Below are 24,581 nucleotides of genomic sequence, written 5' to 3' on the forward strand. Positions count from 1 at the left end.
ATCTGCCCCCCGGCGGACGCTGGGTCTCCGGAACAAGGATGGTCGATGTGGGCTGCCCCCGGTCGACCTGAAGATTGCGGAATGTCCTTGCATCTCGCAACTGCGAAGGAAAGAGAAAATAAATTCACGTTAGGTCGTAAGTAAATCGGCTAACGGTCATTTTCATCATGTCGCCGAAAAGGCGATTACAAAATGTTAATCCCCTGAAAAATCGCACTTCACGCCTCAAATCGCCAGGTGTGCATAAGTGTGCGAATTCGCAACAGGCTGGTTGAATGCCTAAATTGCCATTGCATCTGCATCCATTTTCGCCCTCAATGCTGCAATTCGGAACACGGGAAAGAACCGATCCGAACATGTTCGCTTGGGTTGCAGTTCCATCTGCGACGAGTTGAACTGCTGGATTGCCGCGCAATTTGCTCGAGCAAGACAAGGAAGCGCGTTGTCCTCAAGTTGAGCCGGACAATCGACTTGCGACGATTCCCCTCGCATCGGCTATTTCTCCATATCGGATGAATTCCGAGAACCGCTATCATCCATACGCAAGACGGCGATTGCGTCCGTTCATCGACGTAGAAATCTCCACATCGGATCGTCGGGGCAGTCGATCCGGTTTGCGTAAGCGCAAGGGATAGGGGGAATTTGGCATGCGCCTTGGTTCGAAAGCGAAGCTCACAATCGGCGTCGGCCTGATTGCTGCTTGCAGCTTCGCTTTTCTTGGCGTGCGTGAGCTCGGCCGGGCTGCGAAGCCGGTGGCGGATGCCGCCGCACGGGTCCCTTCGGGCAAGCCGGAACCGGCGCTTGCAGTGCTTGCCGCCACCACGCGTGACATCAGGACGGGTGAGACGATCACCGCCGACATGATCCGCAATGCGAAGTCCGATCCGGCGAAGTTCCCCACCGCTGTAACACCTGCCGAGATCATCGGAAAAGTGGCGACACGGGACATCCAGGGCAATTCGCTGATCCCGCGCACGGCCATCGCGCAGGAAACCAAGCTCGCGATCCGGGTGCCGATCGGCATGCGCGCCATCAGTATCGACACGACGGCGGAAATCGCCGTGGCCGGACTGGTCCGGCCAGGTGATCGGGTGGACGTGCAGGTGGTCTATCCGGGCGAGGATGCCCTGAGCGGCGCGCGGGCAAATGGCGTCAGCCGCGCGCGCACGCTCCTGCAGCGGGTTCCCGTGCTGGCCGTGGGCGAGGCTGTCGTCGGCGCCCAGCCGGCCGGCGCTGTCGAAGGCGCGGTGAGCGCCGAGCCGCCTCCGGCACGCACGGTAACCCTGGCACTTTCGCCCGAGCAGGTTTCCGAGCTTTCGCTCGCGAAGAGCACGGGCGCGCTCTACCTGTCACTGCGCAACCCTGAGGACAATGTGGAAGTCGCGGTGGCGCAGGCTGCCTCGATGTCCATTCCCAGGACCGCGCCCGCCTATGCCGCGCCGCGTCCGATGCAGGTCCAGGCGCCAAGGCCGCGCCCGGCAGCCCGGCCCGCATCCCGCCCTAAAACAAGCCAGCCCTCCGGGTCGCAACCCATCGAACTGGTGGTCGGAGGAAATAGCCAAGTCATCTATTCGGGGAGTGGATCGCGTTGAAAGCCATGATTGCCTCCTGCCTGCTGGCCTGCGCGTCGACGCTGGCCCCGGCCTTCGCGCATGCGCAGGAACAGGAGAGCCTGCAAGTCGACGATCAACGCACCCTGTCCTTCCCCAAGGCAATCGGCCGGGTGGAAGTCAGCCGCGAAAACGTGATCGGCATTTCGGCGCCTACGGCGCAGTCGCTGCGGATCAAGGCGTTGGCGACCGGGGATGCGCTCCTGACCGTCTTCGCGCAGGACGGCACCGTGCTGGGCGAGCGAAACGTGCGGGTCGGCGCGCCGGGAATGTCGGCGCAGAACGCGAACTATCGTCCGGGCGAGAAGGTCGTTGCGGTGGACGTCCAGTTCGCAGCCGTGTCCAGTTCCACGCTCAAGGCGCTGGGGTTCAGTTTCTCGAAGCTGGCCGGAGATCTGCAGGGCGCGGTCATTTCGCCTAGCAGCCTCAACAGTGCCAGCTTCGGTAACGATGGCCTGTCTATCGACAGTTCGGCGCCGATCCAGAGCGCCTTCAACCTGTTCCTCTCTGCCCGCAATCACGGGATCGGGGCGATCCTCAGCGCGCTGTCTTCCAACGGGCTGTCGCAGTTGCTCGCGCAGCCGACGCTGCTGGTGCGTTCGGGCGAGCAGGCCAGCTTCCTGGCCGGCGGCGAGTTTCCCGTCCCGGTGCCGCAGAACACCGGCGGCACCGGCAATACGATCTCGATCCAGTACAAGGAATTCGGCGTTCGCCTGTCCGTGACGCCTTATGTTCTCTCGCCCGAGCATATCGTGCTCAAGCTTTCTCCCGAAGTCAGCGAACTGGACTACAACAACGGTGTCCAGCTTCAGGGCTACGTGGTTCCCGGAATTCGTCGCCGCTCGGCAGAGACGACCGTGGAACTGGGCAGCGGCCAGAGCTTCGTGATTGCTGGCCTCAACTATAGCAATAGCGCGGTGACCAAGGACAAGGTGCCTTTCCTCGGCGATATTCCGGTGCTCGGCGCCTTCTTCAAGCGCCAGCAGAACCAGAAGGAACGGCAGGAGCTGATCATCGTGGCCACGCCGCGCCTGGTCGAGCCCGATGCGGTTCCACCGCTGCTGACGAATGCCACCCGTAAACTCGATCCCGGCATCGGCGACATGATCGTCGGTAATGACGGGGTGGAGAAAGCCGTTGCCGCCTTTGGCGTTGTGAGGCCCTGACATGCCGAAAATCCACCTTCTCTCGGTAGACCGCACTCTGGCGCAGCGCATTGCCGAAGCGATGGGCGAGCATGTCTCGGTCGAGATCGTGCAGTCGCTCGACCAGGGCGATGTCGATGGGCCGGGCATCGTCGTGATCGATCACGCCTCGGTGCCGGCGGAGCGTTCGCTGGCCTCGTCGATCGGGGAAGTGGCACAGGCCGCGCCCGGACGCGCCGTGGTTGTGGCCACGGAGGATATGTACGCCGGGCAAGTGCTGCAGGCGATCCGGGCCGGCGCGGCAGACGTGCTTCCGCGCAGCGCGAGCGGCACCGAAATCTCCGAAATCCTGACGCGCGTGCTCAACAGTGCGCTGGCCACGCAGGGCCGGCTGGGCCGCCTGACCATGGTTCTGGGTAACGATCGCGAGGCAACCGCGATGCTGGCCACCGACATGGCCCTGGCGTTCAGCCTCAACCAAACCCCGACCCTGCTTGTCGATTTTACCCTGCCTTCCAGTACGGCCGAAGCCTATCTCGATCTCAAGGTCGATTATGGCCTTGCCTCCGCCGTCGCCGATCTCGACCGGATGGACACCAGCCTGCTGGCCGACGCACTGGCGCGCCATGAGGCGAGCGGGCTTTCGCTCATCACCTTCGATGGTGGCACCGGCAGCGAGCCGGTGGGCATCGGTCCCAATGATGTCGTCGGCCTGATCCAGCTGCTTCGCGCGAATTTCGTTCAGGTGGTGGTCTGTGCCGGAAGCCTGCGCCATGGCGGATTGCTGCGCGAACTGGCGTCGCAGGCTCAGGCGATCGAGATCGTCTGCAGCCAGTCGATCCGTGAACTGGAAGCGTGCCGTCGCCTCATGGACAAGGTGTCGCTCGACACTGCCAGCGGATCGCGCACGCGGCTTATGGTATGGGACTATGAACCGCGCATCCTGCTCGATGGTCGCCGGATGGCCGACGCGCTGGGTATCGAGGCGCTCATGGGCGTGCCGACCGACCGGATCCGGACTGCGAACGCGCTCAATGCCGGGCGTCCCCTGATGTTCGACCGGGAAAGCGGACCGTACATCCAGGCGGTTCGCCGGGCCTGCAACATCGCCGCGCCCGTGAAGAGCGGCAAGGGCAGCATCGACCGGATGCGCCGCGCGATCCTGCGCTCGGTGGAGCGCACCGCATGAGCCTTCTCACCAATGAGGAACTGCACGAAGGGCTTTCGGCCGGCCGCCGCAAGTCTGCGGTGACACAGCCGTCCGCGCAGCGGATGAGCGACAGTTACCAGGCGGTCAAGGCGCTCACTTGCCAGCAGGTGATCGAACAGCTGGAAACCCAGGGCGTCACCGCGGAATCGCTCGACCAGCGCACCCTTAGGCACGAGATCGAACAGGTCATCAACAGCCGCAGCCGGCGCGGGCAGCTTGCGCTCAACAGCGCCGAGCGGCTGCTGCTGATCGAGGACGTGGAAGACGAAGTCGTCGGCCTGGGTCCGCTTGCACCGTTGCTGCGGGACAACACGATCGACGACATCATAGTCAACGGCGCCAATACCATCTACGCCGAGCGCGGCGGTCTCTTGTCGCGGGTGGAAACGCGTTTTCGCGACGACGCGCATCTAATGAACATCATCCAGCGCATTGTCGGTCCGATCGGGCGGCGCGTGGACGAGGCGACACCGTTCTGCGACGCGCGCCTGGCTGACGGTTCTCGCGTCAACATCGTCATTCCGCCCATCGCGCTCGACGGGCCGCTGGTATCGATCCGCAAGTTCCGCCTTCAGGCGCTGACCCTCGACGATTGCGTCGCCAGCGGAGTGATGAGCGCGCCGATGGCGACTTACCTCACCAGCGCGGTGCGCTCGCGCCTCAATGTCTTGATCTGCGGGGGCACCGGTGCCGGCAAGTCCACGCTGCTCAACGTGCTCTCCAGTTGCATCGGCAATCATGAGCGGCTCGTCACGATCGAGGACGCGGCCGAGCTGCAGCTCTGCCAGGACCACGTCGTCCGGCTGGAAACCCGTCCTCCCAATGTCGATGGCAGCCGCGAGGTCAGTTCCCGCGATCTCGTCCGCAACGCGCTGCGCATGAGGCCCGACCGGATCATCCTTGGCGAGGTGCGCGGCGTGGAAGCCGTGGAGATGCTTCAGGCCATGTCGACCGGGCATGACGGTTCGATGGCGACCCTGCACGGCAATTCCCCGCGCGACGCGCTTTCGCGACTTGAAATGCTGCTGGGCTTCGCGGGGCAGCAAAGCGACATCCGGGCAGTGCGCCGTTTCGTGGCCAACAGCGTCCATGTGATCGTCAATATCCAGCGCCTGAGCAGCGGCGTCCGCCGTGTGACTTCGGTGACCGAGGTGACCGGCGTGGAAGGTGATGCCTTCACGCTCAACGAACTCTTCCGTTTCGATGAGCAGCCGCCGATGTCCGGGGAAGGGACGTTCCAGACGCTGTCGCCCCGGCCCTATCATGCCGCGCGGCTCAAGGACTATCCGATGCCGAGCCTGACCAAGGCCCGCGTCGCCAATGGAGTGGCCGCGGCATGGTGAGCGGCGGGGCCTATCTTATCCTTGCCTTCCTGATCGTGGGCCTGATCGCGTTCTACCTTACCGGCGAACGCGCCAAGGGCCTGTCCGCCATCGATCGCCGTCTTGCCGCGATGGCCGGTCCCGAAGCCGCGCCGGTGCGTTCTGTCACCGCCATATCGGTGCCAGAGCGGATCGCTCCGCTCATGGCGCAGGCCCAGCTCGAAATCACGGTGCAGACGGTACGACTGCTCGCCGTCATCGGCCTCGCGCTGGTCTTCCTCGTGCTGGTGCTGGCCGGACCGGTCGCTGCACTGGCCCTGCTGCTTGGACTGCCGATGGCGGGCCTGTCATGGCTTCGCGAGCGCGCCCGCAAGCGCGTGGAGGCGCTTACCGAAGCCCTGCCGCTCTATCTCGACGGTGTGCGTCAGCTTCAGGCGGTGGGCAATTCGCTGTCACAGGCACTGGCACGCGCCCTGGCGGATGCATCTCCGGTCGTCCGCTCCTATTTCGACACGGCTGCGCGGCGGCTGGAAATGGGCGCGCCGGTAGCCGAGACGATGCAGCAGCTTGCCGACCGCATCCAGGTGCCGGAAGTCTCGATGATTGCGGCCGCCATCCGCACGAACCTGCGCTACGGCGGTTCGATCGGCGCGGTGTTCGGCAACCTTTCGCATATCCTGCGCGAAAGGCTGCGCATCCGGCGCGAGCTCGTCGCGGCAACCTCGGAGGCGAAAGTCAGCTCGCGCGTGCTGATCGCCATGCCGCTTCTGGCAACGGTGGGGTTGGTGCTGATGAACCCCTCCTATCTCGAGTTCTTCATCAAGGACCCGCGCGGGCAATCGCTTTCGCTCGTCGCGCTGGGGCTGGAAGCGGTGGGCGTGCTGATTATCCGCCGCATGCTGAGGCTCGAATTCTGATGCAGTCGCTGGCCTCCTTCCTGCTTTTCGGCCTGGCCCTTGGCAGTCTGCTGATGGTGCTGGCCGGAGTGCGCCTGCTGAACGCAGACAACCGCCTGCGCGCCCGCATCGACGGTGCCTCGGGCGCTGCCACGGGCATGACGGGCAAGTTGCCGTTTCCCTTGCCGCGCATGTTCACCGTGCGCGGGCGCGACCGCAGCGAAATCGAACAGAAGCTGCGCAAGGCCGGCTACTTCGAAGCCAATGCGCTGGAGACCTTTGCCTGGCTGCGGCTTTCCGCGGCGGGCGGCGTTGCCCTTGCCAGCATGGCAACTTGCTTCGTCATCAACGGCAACCCGCTCCGTCCGCTGTTTCCGACGCTGGCCCTCGCGGGACTGACCTACATCGGCGCCAAGTACGTGCTGCAGATGCGCGCGGCTACGCGTGAGCGGATACTGACGGCTGAATTCCCCTTCCTGCTCGACCTGATGTTGATGATGCTGGAAAGCGGCGTCTCGCTGGACCAGTGCTTCCGCGGCATAGCCCGCGAGGAACGGGTTGCGGTTCCCAATCACGCCCGGCTGGTGGCCATGCTGGTCGAGGATCTCGATCGCGGTCAGGATTACCAGCTGGCGTTCGATCGCTGGGCCTCGCGCGTGGCGGTAAACGGCGCACGCGAACTGGCCACGGTGTTCCGCCAATCGCTGTTCCACGGCATGGAGCTGGTGCCTTCGCTGCGCGAATTCATCCGCGAATTCTCGCAGCGCCGGGTCGCTCGCGCCCGCGAAGCCATCGGCTCGATCACGGTGCGCATGGTAATCCTGATGCTCGTGTTCTTCATGCCGGCGCTGTTCATCGTGCTGGCGGGACCGCCGGTTGCCGCCATTCTCGATACTCTTGGGGGGGCTTCCTCATGACGATCCGACACATTTACAGGTATCTCGCCGCGACAGGCGGCCTGACGGTGCTCGCCGTGGGAGGCTTGCCCGCGCATTCGCCGATCGCGCCTGCGAAGGCGGCGGAGGCGCTCGATCTCGATCAGGGCGGATCAACCCGGTCGCTTTACCTCGTGCTTATCCAGCAGGCCCGCAAGGATGGCCGGCAGCGCGCCGCCCTCGCATTCCTCGACGATTTCGATCGCCAGTATCCCGGAGACCGCGAAGCGCGCATCCTGCGGGTCAACTGCCTCCTTGACCTTGGCCAGATGGGGCAAGCGCAAACTGCCCTCGCGCTGATCCCTGCGACGGATCGCAGCGCCGAGGCGATCGAGATCCGGGGGCATGTCCTGGCTGCGCAGGAACGCTGGCCGGAAGCCATCGCCGAGTATCGCGCGGCGTTGAGGGCGAGCCCCGCTAATCCGCTCACCAGCAATGCGCTGGGCTATGCGCTGTTGCGGCAGGGGCAGCCCGGCGAAGCGATTGAGGCCCTCAAGGGCGCTTATGACCTGGCGCCCCGGAACGAGGTGGTCCGTAACAACCTTGCTCTCGCGCTGACGGTCGCCGGTCGGCGGGGCGAAGCCGACGCGCTGTTGTCGAAGGTTCGCGATGCCACGGAAAAGGCCAGGCTGCGTCAGCAGATTGCCGAACAGGCGGCGCTGATGCTGGCGCCTCCTGCCACGCTTCGCGGGAGCCGTGACGATGGGCCGCCTTGCTGCATCGCTGCGATCGCGCCGCCTGCGCCCTTTGCGGGAACTGCGCGGCGATCAAGGCGGCGTGATCGGGCCTATGGTGGCGGTTCTGGGCGTGTCGCTGGTTGGCGCGGCGGGGCTCGCGCTGGATGTGGGGCTCTATTATCTCGGCAACCGGGACCTACGCGCCGCTACCGAGGCGGCAGCGCTGGCGGCTGCGATGAACCCGCTTCAGGCCGAAAGCCGTGCGCGGGACTATCTCGTTCGCAACGGTTACGATGCGTCGGTTCTCAAGTCCGTGCAACTGGGCCGTTATTGCGCGGATTCCGGCCTGTCGAGCGAGCAGCGTTTCGATGCCACGATGGCCCGCTGCCCCGGAAACGGTCTTGCCAATGCCGTTCGTGTGACCACCGGAAAATCCGCCCGCCGCTATCTCACCGGGGTTCTGGGCGATGCCAGCCCCATACCCGACCTGGGAGCTACCGCTTCGGCGGCACGGGTGGACGAGGCGGGCGTCGGGATCACCTCAGGTCTTCTCACCGTCACCAATTCCCTGGTCAATCTCGTCAACGACCTGCTCGGCGCGTTGCTCGGCATCAAGCTTCGCCTTTCGACCGCCGATATCGAAGGCATGATGAACGGCGATGTCGATGCCGGGCTGTTCTTCGATGCCCTCGCCCGGAACGCCAATTTCACCGGCACTTACGGTCAGCTCGTGCAAGGCAGCTACGGACTGAAGGACGTGGCCAATGCCGCCGCCAGCGCTACGACCAATCCCGCGACCAAGGCCGGGCTGACAGCCTTCGCCTCGCAAGTGACCAATGGCTACCAGGTTCCGATGGCAGGGTTGTTCGGTCTCGGCGTGTGGAAGAACATGCCGGTGGGCGAGGCCGACGTGAAGCCGGCGCTGCGTGCCGGGATGAATGCCTACCAGCTCATCTCGTTCGCCGCGCAGGCAGGCCCCGGGGCCATCGATCTTTCCGATACCGTGAGCCTGCTGGTGCCGGGCAGCACGGTCAGGGTCGGGGCGGTGGCGTCCGGACCGATGGACCGCCCCCGTTTTTCCTTCGGACCTGCCGGAGAGACCGTTGCCGGAACCTCGATGCTGCGGCTGCAGGTGCTGATCGAACTGGTCAACCTGAAGCTGCCCGTGGTCAAGGACCTGCTCTCGGCGGAGATTCCCGTCATTCTGGATGTGGCGGCGGCGCGGGCCGAAGTCGCGTCGATCAACTGCGCGGGCAGTACGGAGCAGAAGGTCGACACCCGGGTGACGGTCAATGCGACGAGCGGTCTGGTCAATGCCTATATCGGCACTGCGCCGACCAATGCGATGACGAAGCCTATCCCGTCGCTGACCGCGGCCGACATCAAGCAGGCCAGTATCATCAGCTCATCGTTGCTGGGCATCCCGATCATCGATGTAAAGGCGCGCGCGATCGCGCAGCCGGTGCTCGGCAACAGCGCCGCGCTGGTGTTCGGACCCGGCGGGCAAGGCACTATCGGCACGCCGGCAGCACCGGGGCGCTCCGCGTCGATCGGCAACGGATCGCAGGTCGGCCCGCTCCTGACTTCGCTCGTCAGCAGCATTTCGGCACCGGACGGCCTGCAGGTCAACCTTCTGGGCCTTTGCATTCCGCTTGTTTGCGAGGCGAACACCGCGGCGGTGCGGTCCGCGCTTCTCAGCGCCATCGTGACCCCGGTCAGCGCACTGGTCGGCGGGACGGTCGATCCGCTGCTCGACAATCTGTTGGCGGCGCTGGGGATCCAGCTCGGTCACGCAACAGTATGGGTAACAGGTGCGCGCTGCGGCGTGCCCGTATTGATCTAGATTTCTTAAGACCGGAGCCGGATACCTCCACCGGTTACGGAATTTTAATCGGAGGAAATGGGGAGTATTGAGCCATGAAAACCATTCGTAAGCTTTTTGCGCGTCTGATCGCTGATGAACGCGGCCTTACGGCTGTTGAATATGCAGTGTTGGGAGCAATTGTGGTGGGGGCCATCAGTTCTATCGGAACTGCATTCGGAAGCGGCCTTACCGGCGCCTTCCAGACGATGATCGACAATTTCTCCTGACAAGGATGATGCGCATGTCAGCTGATCCGATCCGTCGACTGCTGAAATGCGACAGGGGCATGGCAGCGCTGGAGTTCGTTTTCCTCGCTCCGGCGCTGCTCGCCCTGGTTTTCGGGATATTCGTCTATTCGATCTACTTCAGTGCTCTCATCGGGGTGCGTCATGCCGCAGCCGAAGGCGCCCGCGCCGCGGTTGCGGGATTGTCGACTCAGGAACGTGTATCGATTGCAGAGACACGGGCCAAAGAAGTGATCGACGGCTACGGGAAAATTCTTGGCGGAGGTTCGTCGCCGGTGATCACGGCGGCATCGGATGGTACCGGCGTGTTCAAGGTAAAGGTCAGCTATGACATGGCTGCCAGTCCCATCATGAAGTATGGGAATTTCATCCCATTGCCATCATCCAATCTGGAGGCAAGCGTGATCGTGACGAACGGGGGATACTGAATGGGCGGGATGGGATACTTCAATATAGCAGTATTGATATTGCTGCTTCTGCCGGCGGTAGTCCTGCCGTGGGAAGGGCGAAAGCCTTCCGATCTGCTTTATGTGGCGATTGCGCTGGGCGGCCTGGCCTTCGCGGGCGCTCGGGGCGGCCTGCCGGCGGTCGGCTGGTCGGTTGCCGCCGGATTGGGGTGCCTGCTGCTGGTAACCGCGGGCGTGGCTGCGCTGCGCACCGGAATGCAGCTCCAGATCCTGACCGGCGGCCAGATCAAGCTGCTGGCGGCGGGGGCAACCTGGCTGGGCGTCGAGGGGGCGCTTTTCGTGATTGCGATCACGGCGCTGACCCTGCTGGCTCTGGCAGCAGTCCAACAGTTCCGGACCGTCGCTCGACGGCCTGATTCGGCGGCCATCATGGCCATCGCCATCTTCTGCGTCGGACTTCAGCAAGTCCTGCCCGGCACCTAGCGGCCCGCTCAGACGAGGTTATTTTGCACATGAACGTGATGACACCGACCTGGCGAACGCGACTTGGGGCCATTCTCAATCCGGGACCGGCCAGCGCGGAAAATGAGAGCGAATATCCGGTGCACGACGATACGCCGCCCGAGCCGGTCCTTATCGTGGATGACGACGAGGACTTCGGCAGCGAGTGTGCGTTCAGCCTCCAGCTCATGGGGTATGAGCCGGTTGTCGCAACAAGTGCAGAAGAGGCGATGGAGCTGTTCGAGGAGCACGAGATCTCGATCGGGATCGTCGATTACAATATGCCCGGACAGGATGGCATCGCGCTGATCCACGCGCTTTCGCAAAGCGCCGAGATGCGGGGGCGGCGGCTCCAGTTCATCATGGCCACAGGCTATGCCAGCAAGGATGTCGCCATCGACGCGATGCGGGCTTCCGCTGTCGACTTCCTGGAAAAGCCGGTCAACCAGTCGGATCTCCGCAAGGCGTTGCAGCGTATCAAGGGATTGCGCCAGACGCCGGAGGCGAGAGGCTCGCTGCTGGGAAAGATTTCCAGCCTGAGCACCGAACTTCAGCGCCTTGCGATCCTGATGGATGACCCGGACGCTTCCGCGCGGCGGGCCGATGTAGCTCCTTCAGATGAGATCAAGGCGCCGGTCGCCGGGGTTAATGCGCCCGCTTCCGAAACCGGGCAGTTGACGGATTACATCCGGGAACTGCTGCGCAAGGAAATGAAACGCAGGGAGATCGGCGGCGGCGAACTGTTCGGGGATCCAGCCTGGGAAATGTTGCTCGATCTTCTGCTGGCCAAGATCGAAGGCCGGCGCGTTTCGGTATCGAGCGCCTGCATCGCCTCCGGCGCACCGATGAGCACGGCGCTGCGGCTGGTGCGGCGACTGGTTGGGGAAGGTGTGCTCTGTCGATTGCCAGATGAGCAGGATCGTCGTCGTCACTTCCTGATCATCAATCCCAAGTTCGAACTGCCCCTGCTGGATTATCTTACCGAACAGCTTCGCCAGCGGTCGGCTGCTTCCACCCGGTAGCAGGGCGCGGGCTGACTCGAAAATTCGGCGATCAGGAACGCTTTGTTTACCAACAATCGTTAGCAAAGCCGCCGTTCCGACCTACGTGAATGGCCTGATGACTACCGACCCGCGGACAATGTTGTTCATGTCAAATGCGATCGCCTTCGTGGCGTCCGCATTCCTTATGCTGGAATGGCATCTCTTGCGGGAGCGGTCGCTGGCATATTGGAGCGCCGGTTTCGGCGCGATCGTGGCGGGCTGCACGATCACGCCGCTGCGGGAGCAGGGGTTCTTCATTGCGGGCATCTGGGTGGCCAATGGCCTCCTGGTGGTGGCGCATATCGCGTTTCTCTTCGGTACTTCCGCCTTCGCCGGAAAGCGTCCGCCCAAGGCATGGACATGTGTGCTGATCGCCTGGTTGGCGATGCTGGCCGTGCCTGAGGGGCCCGCGCGAACGCAGGTCCTGGCGCTGACCAATTCGCTGATCGTTGCGTTGCTCTCGCTCAAATGTGCGGATCTGTTGGGCGGGCTGCGCAAACGGCGAGACCCCGATACCACGGTGCTGGCCTTCGCCTTTCTCGGGCATGGGGCATTCTATCTCTTCAAGGCTTTCGCGGTGTTTCTGCCTGGGGCCTTCATCAACCTCACGCATTACAGCGGCCTGATGATTTCGGTTTCGCTGTTCGAAGGGATCATGATGGAAGTGGCCCTTGCGCTGTCCATTGTCGGCACGCTGCGTCGGCGCCGCGAACAGAGCATCGTGAAACTGGCCGAGCACGACCCGCTGACGGGGCTGCTCAACCGCCGTGGCTTCGAAGCGCGCGCGAATGCCCTGCTGCGTGCGGAAGCCGGCCAAGGGGCCTTGCTGCTGCTCGATATCGACCATTTCAAGTCGATCAACGATGGCTACGGACATCCTGAAGGGGATCGTCTGCTGATCGCCTTGGGTGTGTTCCTCAACTCGGCCCTGCCCGAAAATGCGGTCTATGCCCGGCTTGGTGGAGACGAGTTCGCCGTTTTGCTACCCGGTACCAGCGCCTTGTCGGCGCTGACGCTGGGCAAGACTCTTTGTCAGGGCTTCGCCAGGATCGGAGCGCGGGGGAACGGCGGCACGCTAAGCATCGGCTGCGCGACATATTCGGAAGGCTCGCTTGCGCTGGAAGAACTGCAGGCGATTGCCGACAGGGCGCTTTACGACGCCAAGCGACAGGGCAGGAACCGTTCAAGTCATCGCGATGCGACGCCTGCGGATACGGCCTTGTCCAGCATTCCAGCGCTGCATGAGGCGCACGTTCCCGCGACTTCGGCCGACGTGCTTTCGATCGCGGCCGCGTCGCCGACCCGCGCCTGAGGAAGCGTTAGGGCCGGTTATCCACCGGCGCGAAACCGCAGGCGCGAATCCCCGCCGTAAATCGAGGCATCCCGCTTGAGAAACCTTTACCAAAACAATACCTAATCAAGGTAAGTGATACAGTTTGGACCGGGGGGGACAAATTTGCGATCGACCAGGGTATTCAGCGGAAGACAGGAACTGCATGGCGCGGCTGCGCCGGGAGCCTTGGACAAACAGGCGTTCCGGCTGCGTGATCTCGTGCCGGCGGCGGTTCTCCTCGCTTCCGGGCTGACCGCCCTGCTGGTGGCTTCGGTCTGGAGCGATGCCGCCGATGGCAAGTACATCGTCGTGGCCCCGACCGACTGGTCGTTGTCGCGAACGATCGGTCTTGTCCGGTCGGCTGACGGCCGGCTTCTCCAGCGAGCCAGGATTCCCAACGTCATCTTCGCTTCGTCCGCCTCGCCGGACTTCGCGTCTCACCTGCGCGCTGCCGGCGCCTGGCTCGTGGAGCCGGCGCCCCTGCCGCCGGGGTGTTCCATTTCCGAAGAAGGTTCCGTGCCGTGATCGGTGTTCTCGACAAGTTGCGCAACCAGTTCGGCCGCTTCCTGATACCCCTGTTCTGGGGGCATGTACCGCTCCAGGCCGTGGTTGCACACGCGATGGGGCTATCGCCGATCCGGGCGGGGCTTGCCGCCGCCATCGTCGCTCTGGCCTACCATCTTACATGGCGACGCTGCGGTACGGCGCCCGCCACCCGCTATCTTTCGGCGGTCGCCCTGATGGCGGAACCGGCGATGCTGCTGTTCCTGCTTCGCGGACACCCGTGGCAGATGGACATGCATATGTACTTCTTCGCCATGCTGGCCCTGACCATCGCCTGGCTGGACCGCGAGACCATCCTCGTGGCGGCGGGGGCGATTGCAGCGCATCATCTGCTATTGCTCTACCTGCTTCCCTATGCGGTGTTCCCGGCTGCAGGCAATCTGGAGCGGGTCCTGCTTCATGCGTCGATCGTCGCTTTCCAGACTGCCGTGCTGATCTGGCTGAACAAGATGCTGCTCGCCAGCTTCGACCGGATCGGCCGCATGAGCGAGGAAATCGTCGCCAAGAACGCCGCGCTGGAAGCGCGCACGCGCGAGGCCGAGGATGCGACCCGCGCCAAGAGCATGTTCCTGGCGAACATGAGCCACGAGATACGCACACCCATGAATGCGATCATGGGCTTCTGCCATCTGGTTGGCCGCACGAACCTTGACGACCGGCAGCGCGGATATGTCGAGCGGATCAGCGGCGCTGGCGCCTCGTTGCTGAGGCTCATCAACGACATCCTGGACTATTCCAAGAACGAGGCGGGCAAGCTGACGCTGGAAGCGAGGCCTTTCGATTTGCGCGCGGCGATTGCCGGGCAAGTCCAGCTTCTCACGGTGGAGGCAAGTGCCAAGGGCGTGCAGATCGTCTCGCAGATCGATCACAAGGTTCCGAGCGCTGTAATCGGAGACGAGTTGCGGTTCTCGCAGGTCGTGCTCAATCTCCTCAGCAACGCCGTGAAGTTTTCCAACCGGGGCGCGGTGACGATCGCGGTCGATGTGCGTTCGCGGGATTCCTCGCGGCTCACGATCGAGCTTTCGGTTCGGGATCACGGCATCGGTATGTCTGCGGAGCAGCAGGCGGGCCTGTTCAGCTCGTTTTCCCAGGGGGACAATTCCACCACCCGGCGGTTCGGCGGAACGGGTCTGGGGCTGGCGATCTGCCGCCAGATCGTGGAGCAGATGGGCGGTGACATCGGCGTGGAGAGCGCGCCGAACCTTGGCAGCACCTTCACCTGCCGGATGGTCTTCGCAGAGCACGCGAACAGGCGCGCAGATGCGATGCCCGCACCGTATCTGCGCCGGCTTCGCGTTCTGGCGGCGGACGACAACGCAGCCGCGCGTCAGGTCGTGGAGGAGATCTTCAACGACTGGCAGATGGACGTCGATCTCGTTTCCTCCGGGGACGAGGCGGTGGCCGCCTTCGCCAGTGCGGCGCAGCAGGGGGCGGCCTATGATCTCGTCCTGCTCGACTGGAAGATGCCGGGCATGGACGGCATGGAGGCGGTGCGGACTTTGCGGCGCATGCAGCACGGCGCGCCATCGCCGGTGACGCTGATCGTCACTGCCTATGCGATTGACGAGATGGCGGCCGAAGCCGGAGAGGCGGGGGTCTCGGCTTTCCTCACTAAGCCGATCGACCCGGCGGCTCTGCTGGATACGATCACCTCGTTGTTCGCCGAGGCGCAACGGGCGCCCGCTCCCAGGCAGACGGAATCGGTGGCGGAAGGCAAGGTCGAGCCGCATTTACGGGGCCTGCGCGTCCTGCTGGTGGAAGATAACGAGATCAACCGAGAGATCGCGATAGAGTTGCTCACGCACGCCGGCCTGATCGTGGACAGCGCGGAAAACGGCCGGATCGCCTGCGAAAAGGTCATGGAACACGGCGCTGAATATGCCGCGATTCTGATGGACGTGCAGATGCCGGAAATGGATGGCATCGAGGCAACGACGATCATCCGCGAAACCTGGACGGCGGACCAGCTGCCTATCATCGCGATCACCGCTCACGCCTTCGAAACCGAACGGGAGCGCTGCCTGTCTGTCGGCATGAACGATCACGTCGCCAAGCCGGTCGATCCTTCGCAATTGCTCCGTACTCTCAATCGCTGGCTGAAGCCTGCCGTCGGATTGCTCGCGGCGGAGCCCGCGGGGCCCGATGTGCCCCCCCACTCTCCGGATGCGCTGCCCCGGCAGCTCGGCCCGTTCGATCTCGAAACCGCGCTCAAACGGGTGAATGGCAAGGAGGCCCTGCTGCGCAAGCTGGTCATCAGCTTCGCCAATTCCTATGCCCATGCCGAACAGGAACTGCGTGAGCGGATTGCGGCGGGGCAGATCGGCGATGCCCGGCGGCTGGTGCACAGCCTCAAGGGCGTGGCGGGCTCGCTGGAACTGCGCGCGCTGCAAGCCTGCGCGGCAGAGGTTGAACGTCTGCTCGCACAGGATGCTGTTGCCGAGGCGCAGTCTGCACTTGTCGGGCTCGTTCCAGAGCTGAACAGAGCCGTGGCCGCTGCCCGCACACTTTCCACGGAGCCGCCGCCGCCATCATCCTTGGGACTGGTTCTGCCGGTGGACACCGGCTCCGATCTCGGCACCATCCGCGAGGAACTGCGCGGCTTGCTGCATCGTCGCAGTCTGGGCGCGCGGCATGCCTTCGAAAGGATGGCGCGGGCGATGGGCCTGTCCGATGCCGAGCGACTGAATCACCCCCTGCATTGCGCACTCCAGAAGCTCGATTACGTCTCGGCTCTCGCCCTGCTGGATGACGTGCCCATGGAACCTGCGGGAAGCAGCCGGGCGGCCGCATCGGAAGGCATGCCTTCGTGACCAAGGCGACCATCCTCATCGTCGATGACGATGTCGCGAACATCGAGATCATGAACGCCGTGCTCGAAGACGATTACGACGTCTGCTTCGCCATGTCGGGCGAGGAAGCGATCGAAACGGCGCGGACGGTGGACCCGGACCTGATCCTGCTCGATATCGTGTTGCCGGGGCTGGACGGTTTCGAGGTTTGCCGGGAGCTCAAGGTCGATCCCGTGCTGGCGGACGTGCCGATAATCTTCATGACCGGCCTCGACGATTCCGAGGACGAGATGAGGGGCCTTTCGCTAGGCGCGATCGACTATGTGGCCAAGCCGATCCAGCCCGCCATCCTGCGGGCTCGGGTGAGCAACCATGTCGAGCTGAAGCGCCTTCGCGACAAGCTGGCCGAACTGGCGGTAACCGATGCGCTGACCGGGCTCAGCAACCGGCGGCAGCTTGAACGGACGCTGGAGGCAGAGTGGTCCCGAATGTGCCGCAGTGGTGACTGGCTGTCGGTCATCATGCTCGACATCGATTTCTTCAAGCAGTTCAACGACACCTACGGACATGTTGCCGGAGATCGCTGCATCGTCATGATCGCGGCCACGCTCAACCGAGCCTTGCGCCGCGTTACGGCGGTGACGGCCCGTTATGGCGGGGAGGAGTTCGTGTGTATCCTGCCCGGCGCGGACCCGGCTTCCGCGCGGCAGGTCGCGGAGGAAATCCGCAGGCAGGTCAACGCGTTGCAGATCCCTTACGAGACATCGCAGGTCAGTTCCTACGTTACCGTCAGCATCGGTGTCGCCAGTGCGCGCTGCACTGGCGACATGACGCCTGAACGGTGGATCGCGGAAGCGGACAAGCAGCTCTACCTTAGCAAGGTCGGAGGCCGGGACCGGATCGTCGGAACCCAGTTCCAGGTGACCTGCCTGGGTTGACGGCTGCGTCAGGCCGGCTCGGCAACCCGTTCCGGCTGCATCAGCCGCTCGGCGATGCGGTCCGCGACGGTCGAGGGCGGGAGTGCGTCCTGCGCCGCTTCATCGAGAAGCGCAGACACGCGGGGGCCGATCTGAAGGACGCGCTGGCGGACTTCATCGGTGCTTTCGTGAAGGTACTCGGCCGAGACGTTGATGATGCCGCCTGCATTGGCGACGTAGTCGGGCACGTAGACCAGCCCGCGTTCCAGCAGGAGCCGGCGACATCTTCGCTGGAGAGCTGGTTGTTGGCTGCTCCGCAAACGATCTGGGCCTGCAGTGCCGAGACGGTTGCCGCATCCAGCACGCCGCCAAGGGCGCAAGGCGCGAAGACATCGGCGGCAACTCCTGAGATCTCGCTGACCGGCACGATGCTGGCGCCATGCTTCTCGGCGATCCGCGCGCAGCGGGCCGGATCGATATCGGCCACGACGAGCCGGGCGCCGGCTTCAGCCAGCAGATCGCACAGGTGTGCACCGACGTTACCGACGCCAAGCACCGATACCGTCATGCCGGAAAGGCCGCCGCCGAAACGGAACCCCGCAGCGAAGCGCATGGCCTCGAACACTCCGAGCGCGGTCCAGGGCGAAGGATCGCCCCCGGCGCGGCCGGGCAGTGCCGTGCGGCCGGCCACATGGTTCGTGTGGCGTGCAACCGCCTCCATGTCCGATACGCTGGTGCCGACATCCTCTGCCGTGACATAGCGGCCTTCGAGCCGTTCGACAGCCTCGCCGAAAGCCTCGAACAGGGCTGTGCGGTCGAACGCACCGGCCGGACGGCGAAGCACGGCCTTGCCGCCGCCGAAGGGCAGTTCGGCCATGGCGTTCTTGTAGCTCATGCCTTCGGCCAGACGCACAGCGTCTGCCATGGCGGCGCTTTCGTCGGCGTAAGTCCAGAACCGGCAGCCGCCGGCAGCCGGTCCGCGCGCGTGGAGTGAATGGCGATTACACCGTCAAGGCCGGCAGCTTCCTCGTAGAGACGGACATATTCCATCGGCGGCGTCATGCGGCTGGCGCGGGCGACCATTTTCGAACTCCAGTCGGGATTGGCGTAATTGCCGCAAGCATTGTCGCAGGCCGGGCGGGAGATTTCTCTCCTCATTTGGGTGCGGGAAGCTAGTTTTGTGGCAAGACTGACCCGAGAATACATGATATGAGAATGAAATGACCGAACTTGATCCCTATGAGCGCAAGATTCTCCGCGAGCTGCAGCGCGATGCAGGCCAGACTACGGCGCAGATCGCAGAACGGGTGGGCTTGTCCTCTTCGCCATGCTGGCGCCGGATCGATCGGCTTGAGCGCGAGGGCTACATCAAGCGGCGGGTGGCGCTGGTAGATCGAAAGAAGGTCGGCCTCGATGCCCATGTCTTTGCGCAAGTGAAGCTCAACGCCCATGGCCGCGCCAATCTCGACGAATTCTCCGCCAAGATCCGGGAATTTCCAGAGGTTCTGGACTGCTACGTGCTGATGGGCTCGATCGATTTCCTGATCCGCGTCGTCGCCGCCGATATCGAGGCTTACGAAAAATTCTTCTTCGAGAAGCTGTCTCAGCTTCCCGGCGTTCAGGAAATCAACTCGATCGTGGCCTTGTCGGAAATCAAGGCGACGACCGAGTTGCCGATCTGATCCGCGTTTTCCGGGACGCCGCGCTCGGACGCGGCGTTCGCCTTGCGGCGGGCCAGTGGAAGCAGGCCGAGGCCTGCACCGGACAGGGCAAGCGCCAGGTCGATCGCCGCCGAACTTGCGGGATGGGTCGGCGCCAGCGCGAAATGGCCTATCCCCGTCGCCAGCAGTGCGAGCCCCAGCGCTGTGCGCAGGCGCGCCGAAGTGATTTCGGCCGGGCGAAGCGTTGCGGCCGCGAGGCCCAGTACCAGCAGGCCCCAGAACACCGGAACCAGCGGGGCTTCGGCACCCGCAATCGCCCGCAGCCAGTAGACCAAGGCCAGCGCGAGCGGACTGCCCCAGATCGTCACCGCCCATTGCGCTTCAAGGCGGGTGGAGGGCCGCCCGCGCGCACGGCGCTTCATCAGCCAGAGCGTCGTGCCCGTCGAGATGATGGCGCAGAGCGCGAGGCCGAAGAGGAAATAGGCGATTTCCACGGGCACACCGCCAAAAGTGCCGAAATGCATCTTGTAGATCGAGGCGATGGCCTGCTGGCCGGTCCGTCCGTCCGAGAGGCCGACATTTCCGCGATAGTTGCCGGTGCCTCCGAACAGATAAGTCTCGCCGTAGATCAGGCGCCGGTCGTGGTCGGCAAGCACGGCAATCTGCTGGCCAGCGGTGCCGGGTTCCTCGATCGTCACATAGGTCACGCGGTGACCGGGACGGTGAGCGGCCATCCATGCCAGGGCCCGGTCCGCGCGGGCTACGGGTGCAGGGCTGGTATCGGCCTTGGGTTCGGCCCCGAACAGGGGGCCGTAAGCAGCCTCGAAGTCACCGGCATGGCGTTCCGCGGCGATGGTCTGGAATACCAGTTGTCCCAGGCCCAGTATGGCGCCGGTGAAGCCCAGCGCGGCCACGAACGGGAGCAGCCAGACGCCGAAGCGGTTGTGCAGGTCGGACCGGCTGAGTTGCGGCCTGCCCCGCAGGCGCATGCGGAAGGCATCGCGGAAGATGCGCGGATGGGCGATCACGCCGGTGACCGTTGCTGCGCAGAGCATGATGCCCAAGGTTCCGGTAAGCAGCAGCCCCCAGAACATCGGCAGGTGCAGGTAGTAGTGGAGGAAGAGGACGAACTCGGTCCAGACGTGCGCTTCCGGGGCATCGTAGCGCCCCGCGGCGTCGACGTAGGCCGCACCGTTATCGGTCGTCACGACCACGCGCGGAAGGCCCTCGGTCGGCAGGTGGATGAAGGCGTGAGTGGTTGGCTTTCCTTGCCGCGCGAGCAGGCCTTCCAGAGCGCGCTGGGCGGCTTGCGGCGAGATTTCGGCCATTTCGGCGGCGGAGGGTTCCTCCCAGCGCTGCAGGTGTTCCTGGAGGACGACCAATGCGCCGGACAGGCAGACGAGATAGAGCGCAGCCCCTATCAGCAGCCCGATTGCGGCATGGCCGGCAAGGGCGCGCTGCACTAGTCCTTCGGAAGGCTTCACATTGCCAGCCATGCAATCCCTCCAACCAGTGCGACCGCGACCGGCGCGGGGATCATCGCCGAGAGAGTTCTGCAGGTCATCTGCCAGCTTGCCATCGCAATCCACAACAGGGGAAGCAGGAAAAGCGCCGTTGCCGTGGCATCGGCTTCGTGGCTGCCGGCGCGGAACATCGCGCGTTGCACCACCCAGGCGAGCCATAGCCCGGCAGCAAGATCCAGCCCGACGACGACAAGGAACACGCCGCAGCGACGGGCGATATCGGGCCAGTCCACCGGGCCGACCGGCAGCGGCGCGGGCGCCCTTTCACGCGGTGTGCGCTGCGGCGCCGGGGTAGCGGCAGCGGCCTGCGCGATCACGGCCAGTGCCATCGTCATCGAGACGGTTGCGCCCGCCGTCAGTCCCCAGGCGCCTTCACCGGCTGCCAGCAGGACCGTGGCAACCGCCATCGCCGTCCATGCGATGGCCACCACGGCCCTGCTGCGCTGCCATCCGTAGCGCAGCAGCAGCGGACCGGCCGCACAAAGCGCCAGCGCGCCGGTGAGGGTTGCCCCGGCCATCGTCAGAAACTGAAGCCGACCGTTCCGCGCACCGTGCGCGGAGCACCGTAGTAGGCCTGGTCCCACTGAAGGCTTGTCCAGTACTTCACATTCGTCACGTTATCGACGTTCACTGCGAGCGACACGTTCTTCGTCACCTGATAGCGGGCCATGAGATCGACGATAGCATAACCTTTCTGCGTCATGGTCGCATCTTCGCCATCGGCGGTGAAGGCTTCGTAAAGCTGCGATATCCTGCTCTGGTACCGGGCCGAAACACCCATGCGCAGTTCGTCGAGCGAGGGCGGGGAATAGACCGCGCTCAGCCGTACCGTGTGGCGCGGAATGAAGGTCCGGGCTTTATCGCCCTGGTCATCCTCGATATCGACATAGGCATAGCCGCCCGAGAGCTGAAGGCCCGGCAGCGGCTCGCCCGCCACATCGACTTCGACGCCTTGCGACCTGGCGTTGACACCTCTGTAAAGCGTCTGGCCAAGGTCGGGATCGAAGCCGATGGATTCGGCCACATTGTCCTGCCTGGTCTTGAAGACGGCCACGGCGGCGGTGAGCCTGCCATCGTTCCACGCGCCTTTGATGCCGGCCTCGTAGGTTTCGCCTTCGAGGGGATCGAGGATCGATCCGTCCGCTGCGAGTTGCACCTGCGGGCTGAAGATCGTCGCATAGCTGGCATAGGCGGTGAGAGTGCCGGTGAGATCGAAAGTCAGGCCGGCGAACGGCAGGAACTTGGTCCGGTCGAACGAATAGGGCGTGTCATAGGAGATGCCGGTTCGCTTGGCATTGGTGACATTGCCGCCGATCATGACCTTGAGCGGATCGGCCAGCGAGATGCGTGCCAGGCCGTAGACACTGGCGATCTTGGTCTTGAAGTCGGCCGTCACGGCATAGTCGCCGAAGTTCGGGTAAGCGAAATCGCCGTCAAAGGCGCTGTTACCCGGCAGAGCGACGCCGATGGCATCTGCATCCACCGATTCCTGCTCGACCAGACGGGATTCTCCATAGTTCACGCCAAGGACAACGTCATGCTCCTGCCCGCCCAGGTGGACCTTGCCAGTGACATGGGCATCGATGGTGGTCTCGCGCAGCCTGTCGAGATAGGCGCCGGGATAGGAAAACAGTCCATCGCCGGTTTCGGGATCCTGTGCGCCGTAAACATAGAACAGCTTGGAATCCTGGTCGCGGGCGCGGCGCAGAACTGAGATCTTGGCGTTCCAGTCTTCGCTGAACTGATGAGTGACATCGGCAAAGAAGTTGCGGTCCAGCGAGTACCAGGACGACCACGGCTGGGCCGAATTCGCCGAACGATCGTAGGTCACTGGAGAGCCATCGGCATAAAGAAACGGCAGGGCGCCCCAGCTTACGCCTCGGGGGTCGCTTTCCTGCCAGGAATATCCGGCGGTAACGACCGTGTCCGGTCCAAGGTCGGCCGCGGCAACACCGTAAAGCGTCAGCAGCGACGAATGGTAGTAGTCGAGATAGGAATCGCCCGTGTCATAGGCACCTACGAAGCGCGTGCGGATGCTGCCGTCTTCGGTCAGCGGCGTGTTGATGTCCACGTCGCCGCGAACATGGTCGTAGGAGCCATAGCTCAGGCTGGCGAAGCCGCCGAGGTCGCGGGTCGGACGCTTGCGGACGAAATTGATGGCCGCCGACGGGTTGCCTGTTTGCGAAAGCAGGCCGGTGGCGCCGCGCACCACTTCCACGCGGTCGAACAGGGCCGTGTCGATGGTACCGTTCTGGAGCCCATAGCTAAGCGGCTGGCCGATGCCATCGAACTGGAAGTTGACGATGTCGAAGCCGCGGGCGTTGTAGTAGGTCCGATCGGTCTCGGCACTGTCCACGTTTACGCCGGTCGCGCGGCGCAGCAGGTTGTCCACGGTGTCCAGCCCGAAGTCCTCGATCTGCGCGCGGGTGATTATGCTGACCGCCTGCGGGGTTTCGCGAAGCGAAAGATCGAGGCGGGTGGTGGAGCCCTGACCTTCGATCACATAGTCGCTGGGGAGCGCGCCGGTCACGACGATCTCGTCGCTGCGAGGCTCGCCTGCCGTTTCGGCAGTATTGTCTGCGGCATGCGCGGCGAATGCAAACACCCCGTTTGCCGTGAGCGCCATGGCTGCGATGGGCGCGCTTCGCATCAACAAGGAACGCAAACTCTTCTTGGCTGAACGGAACCCGGACTGGTGCATTCGAAAAGCTCCTATAAACTGATAACGCTTCGCAGTCGCGTTAGGCGCAGTGATGGAGCTTCGCCTGGGAGTCAACGAACCGGGCAGGCGCGAGTACGCTTTACCGCAGGAGTGATGCAGTTATTCCACACTCCGCCAGTCAGGACTGCCGGCATACTTTGGTGAGAGCGGGCTGGCAGGCCGTCGGGCTGCTTAGCCCTCCAGTTTGCGCAGCCGGTTGAATAGCGAACTGCACTCTTCTCCCGGCTCGATAGCCCAGCTCCGTCTGGCGCACTGCCGTGCGCGTTCGATGTGTTCTGGTTCTCGGGTCTGCTCAAAGCGATCGAGCCAGAGCGCGCCCCGCTGGACGAACAGGATGCACTGTTCCGTGTGGTCCAGCCCATTGGCCTTGCGGATGAGGAGGTCGGTATGTGCAAGAGCGTCCGTTGTCCGCCCGGTCTCACGCAATGCCGAAACCATTGCAATGACGAGATCGCCGGGCGGGGGATCGCCTGCGCCCTCCAGCCACGCTGCGATCAGCTTTGCCTCCAGTTGCGCAGAACCATACTTGCGGGTCAGCCTGATGCCTTCGAAACGTTCATCCCGCCAGGGCAGGCGGTAAGCATGTGCGGCTTCGATTGCCGCCAGTAGTCCCGGTATGTCGTCCTGCCCGATGGATGTGCGGAAGCCGAAGGCAGCGATCTTGCGCCGGGCCGCTTCGAGCGCGTGATCCTCGGGAGTGCGCAATGCGTCTATGGCGCTTGTCAGTTCCGGCGTCAGGAGGATGTAGCCCGATGTCAGCGGCAGGCTGCTTGAACGGCAGTCGGAAAATTGCAGTCGAACGGCCCGGGTGCGAAGATCGAGGCTTAGGATGGTGGCGAGGTCTTCGGGGTCCTCGTGATAGAATTCCGATCCGATCAGGGCATGGACAAGAGCCGGCCCGCCCTTCCGGTGAAGCAGGGGCAGGAGTTCCTCACCGCTGATGTCCTCTGCCTCGCCGCCCAACCGATCGTCTCCTGCAGCGCAACCCTACCGCTTGATGCGGCTATAGACGCTCGGATGCCAATGGTGAGCCGCAATCCGCCGCGCGGCGCTGAAACCCGTCATTTTTTGATTAAGTGTCATTTTTTTGAAAAAGGGGTGTTGACCGAATCAAGGGCGGGACTTAGAGGGCCTCTCACCGCAGCGGACCACACGGTTTCGCAGCGGTCGCCACCAGCTACGGGCAACTTGCTCCTCGAGGTAAAGATCGGGGACGG

General features: G+C 63.9%; 20 protein-coding genes and 2 pseudogenes. 17 read left to right on the forward strand and 5 right to left on the reverse strand.

Annotated elements, in window-relative coordinates:
- The first annotated feature begins 647 nt into the window (after positions 1-647).
- The 16 genes and pseudogenes from cpaB (at position 648) to ADT71_RS09690 (ending at position 17,479) form a co-directional block, all read left to right on the forward strand.
- Positions 648-1,592: a Flp pilus assembly protein CpaB gene (gene cpaB / locus ADT71_RS09615; protein WP_054436413.1), complete on the forward strand. Its 945-nt coding sequence runs from the start codon at positions 648-650 to the stop codon at positions 1,590-1,592.
- Positions 1,593-1,597: 5 nt separating this feature from the next.
- Positions 1,598-2,776 carry a type II and III secretion system protein family protein gene (locus ADT71_RS09620; protein WP_082370258.1) on the forward strand — a complete coding sequence of 393 codons (1,179 nt, stop codon included), beginning with the start codon at positions 1,598-1,600 and terminating at the stop codon, positions 2,774-2,776.
- A gap of 1 nt (position 2,777) precedes the next feature.
- Positions 2,778-3,944 carry a histidine kinase gene (locus ADT71_RS09625; protein WP_054436414.1) on the forward strand — a complete coding sequence of 389 codons (1,167 nt, stop codon included), beginning with the start codon at positions 2,778-2,780 and terminating at the stop codon, positions 3,942-3,944.
- Entirely contained in the window at positions 3,941-5,308 is a 1,368-nt protein-coding gene (locus tag ADT71_RS09630; protein WP_054436415.1) for a CpaF family protein, read from the forward strand. Before ADT71_RS09625 ends, ADT71_RS09630 begins: the two co-directional genes overlap by 4 nt.
- Positions 5,302-6,204, forward strand: a complete 903-nt coding sequence (locus ADT71_RS09635) for a type II secretion system F family protein (RefSeq protein ID WP_054436416.1) — start codon at positions 5,302-5,304, stop codon at positions 6,202-6,204. Before ADT71_RS09630 ends, ADT71_RS09635 begins: the two co-directional genes overlap by 7 nt.
- Positions 6,204-7,100 (forward strand): type II secretion system F family protein, encoded by an 897-nt coding sequence (locus tag ADT71_RS09640; protein ID WP_054436417.1) that lies wholly within the window; start codon positions 6,204-6,206, stop codon positions 7,098-7,100. Before ADT71_RS09635 ends, ADT71_RS09640 begins: the two co-directional genes overlap by 1 nt.
- Positions 7,097-7,738: pseudogene (locus ADT71_RS30230) on the forward strand (tetratricopeptide repeat protein); the annotation flags it as partial. The gene ADT71_RS09640 and the pseudogene ADT71_RS30230, both read left to right, overlap by 4 nt.
- An 82-nt stretch (positions 7,739-7,820) precedes the next feature.
- Positions 7,821-9,638 carry a TadG family pilus assembly protein gene (locus ADT71_RS09650; RefSeq protein WP_054436419.1) on the forward strand — a complete coding sequence of 606 codons (1,818 nt, stop codon included), beginning with the start codon at positions 7,821-7,823 and terminating at the stop codon, positions 9,636-9,638.
- Positions 9,639-9,712: 74 nt separating this feature from the next.
- On the forward strand, positions 9,713-9,886 hold the full coding sequence (locus tag ADT71_RS09655; RefSeq protein WP_054436420.1) for a Flp family type IVb pilin: 174 nt from the start codon (positions 9,713-9,715) through the stop codon (positions 9,884-9,886).
- An 8-nt stretch (positions 9,887-9,894) separates the two neighbouring features.
- On the forward strand, positions 9,895-10,332 hold the full coding sequence (locus ADT71_RS09660; protein ID WP_054436441.1) for a TadE/TadG family type IV pilus assembly protein: 438 nt from the start codon (positions 9,895-9,897) through the stop codon (positions 10,330-10,332).
- A 39-nt stretch (positions 10,333-10,371) separates the two neighbouring features.
- Complete coding sequence (locus ADT71_RS09665; protein WP_231635774.1) at positions 10,372-10,794, forward strand: hypothetical protein; 423 nt, start codon at positions 10,372-10,374, stop codon at positions 10,792-10,794.
- A 29-nt stretch (positions 10,795-10,823) separates the two neighbouring features.
- Positions 10,824-11,834, forward strand: a complete 1,011-nt coding sequence (locus tag ADT71_RS09670) for a response regulator (RefSeq protein ID WP_231635775.1) — start codon at positions 10,824-10,826, stop codon at positions 11,832-11,834.
- Between the two features lie 127 nt (positions 11,835-11,961).
- Positions 11,962-13,167 (forward strand): GGDEF domain-containing protein, encoded by a 1,206-nt coding sequence (locus ADT71_RS09675; RefSeq protein ID WP_231635776.1) that lies wholly within the window; start codon positions 11,962-11,964, stop codon positions 13,165-13,167.
- A gap of 207 nt (positions 13,168-13,374) precedes the next feature.
- Positions 13,375-13,713 (forward strand): hypothetical protein, encoded by a 339-nt coding sequence (locus ADT71_RS09680; protein WP_054436423.1) that lies wholly within the window; start codon positions 13,375-13,377, stop codon positions 13,711-13,713.
- Entirely contained in the window at positions 13,710-16,562 is a 2,853-nt protein-coding gene (locus tag ADT71_RS09685; RefSeq protein ID WP_054436424.1) for a hybrid sensor histidine kinase/response regulator, read from the forward strand. Before ADT71_RS09680 ends, ADT71_RS09685 begins: the two co-directional genes overlap by 4 nt.
- Positions 16,559-17,479: a diguanylate cyclase gene (locus ADT71_RS09690; RefSeq protein WP_054436425.1), complete on the forward strand. Its 921-nt coding sequence runs from the start codon at positions 16,559-16,561 to the stop codon at positions 17,477-17,479. Before ADT71_RS09685 ends, ADT71_RS09690 begins: the two co-directional genes overlap by 4 nt.
- A gap of 8 nt (positions 17,480-17,487) precedes the next feature.
- On the opposite strand, the pseudogene ADT71_RS09695 reads toward ADT71_RS09690, so the two are convergent.
- Positions 17,488-18,541, reverse strand: a pseudogene (locus ADT71_RS09695) (Leu/Phe/Val dehydrogenase).
- A 137-nt stretch (positions 18,542-18,678) separates the two neighbouring features.
- Between ADT71_RS09695 and ADT71_RS09700 the strand changes: the two are divergent.
- The gene (locus ADT71_RS09700) at positions 18,679-19,140 is read left to right on the forward strand and encodes an Lrp/AsnC family transcriptional regulator (protein ID WP_054436426.1); all 462 of its coding nucleotides are present in this window, start codon (positions 18,679-18,681) and stop codon (positions 19,138-19,140) included.
- Here ADT71_RS09700 and ADT71_RS09705 read toward each other — a convergent pair.
- The 4 genes from ADT71_RS09705 to ADT71_RS09720 all read right to left on the reverse strand — a co-directional run bounded on the left by ADT71_RS09705 (position 19,077) and on the right by ADT71_RS09720 (position 24,327).
- Positions 19,077-20,615, reverse strand: a complete 1,539-nt coding sequence (locus tag ADT71_RS09705) for a PepSY domain-containing protein (protein WP_082370259.1) — start codon at positions 20,613-20,615, stop codon at positions 19,077-19,079. The two genes, ADT71_RS09700 and ADT71_RS09705, sit on opposite strands and share 64 nt — an antisense overlap.
- Entirely contained in the window at positions 20,600-21,160 is a 561-nt protein-coding gene (locus ADT71_RS09710; protein ID WP_054436427.1) for a hypothetical protein, read from the reverse strand. Before ADT71_RS09710 ends, ADT71_RS09705 begins: the two co-directional genes overlap by 16 nt.
- A 2-nt stretch (positions 21,161-21,162) precedes the next feature.
- Complete coding sequence (locus ADT71_RS09715) at positions 21,163-23,268, reverse strand: TonB-dependent siderophore receptor (protein ID WP_165913296.1); 2,106 nt, start codon at positions 23,266-23,268, stop codon at positions 21,163-21,165.
- A 267-nt stretch (positions 23,269-23,535) separates the two neighbouring features.
- Complete coding sequence (locus tag ADT71_RS09720) at positions 23,536-24,327, reverse strand: hypothetical protein (protein ID WP_054436429.1); 792 nt, start codon at positions 24,325-24,327, stop codon at positions 23,536-23,538.
- Positions 24,328-24,581 lie beyond the last annotated feature (254 nt).

Origin of the sequence: Novosphingobium sp. ST904 (assembly GCF_001298105.1) — a bacterium.
Lineage (GTDB): Bacteria > Pseudomonadota > Alphaproteobacteria > Sphingomonadales > Sphingomonadaceae > Novosphingobium.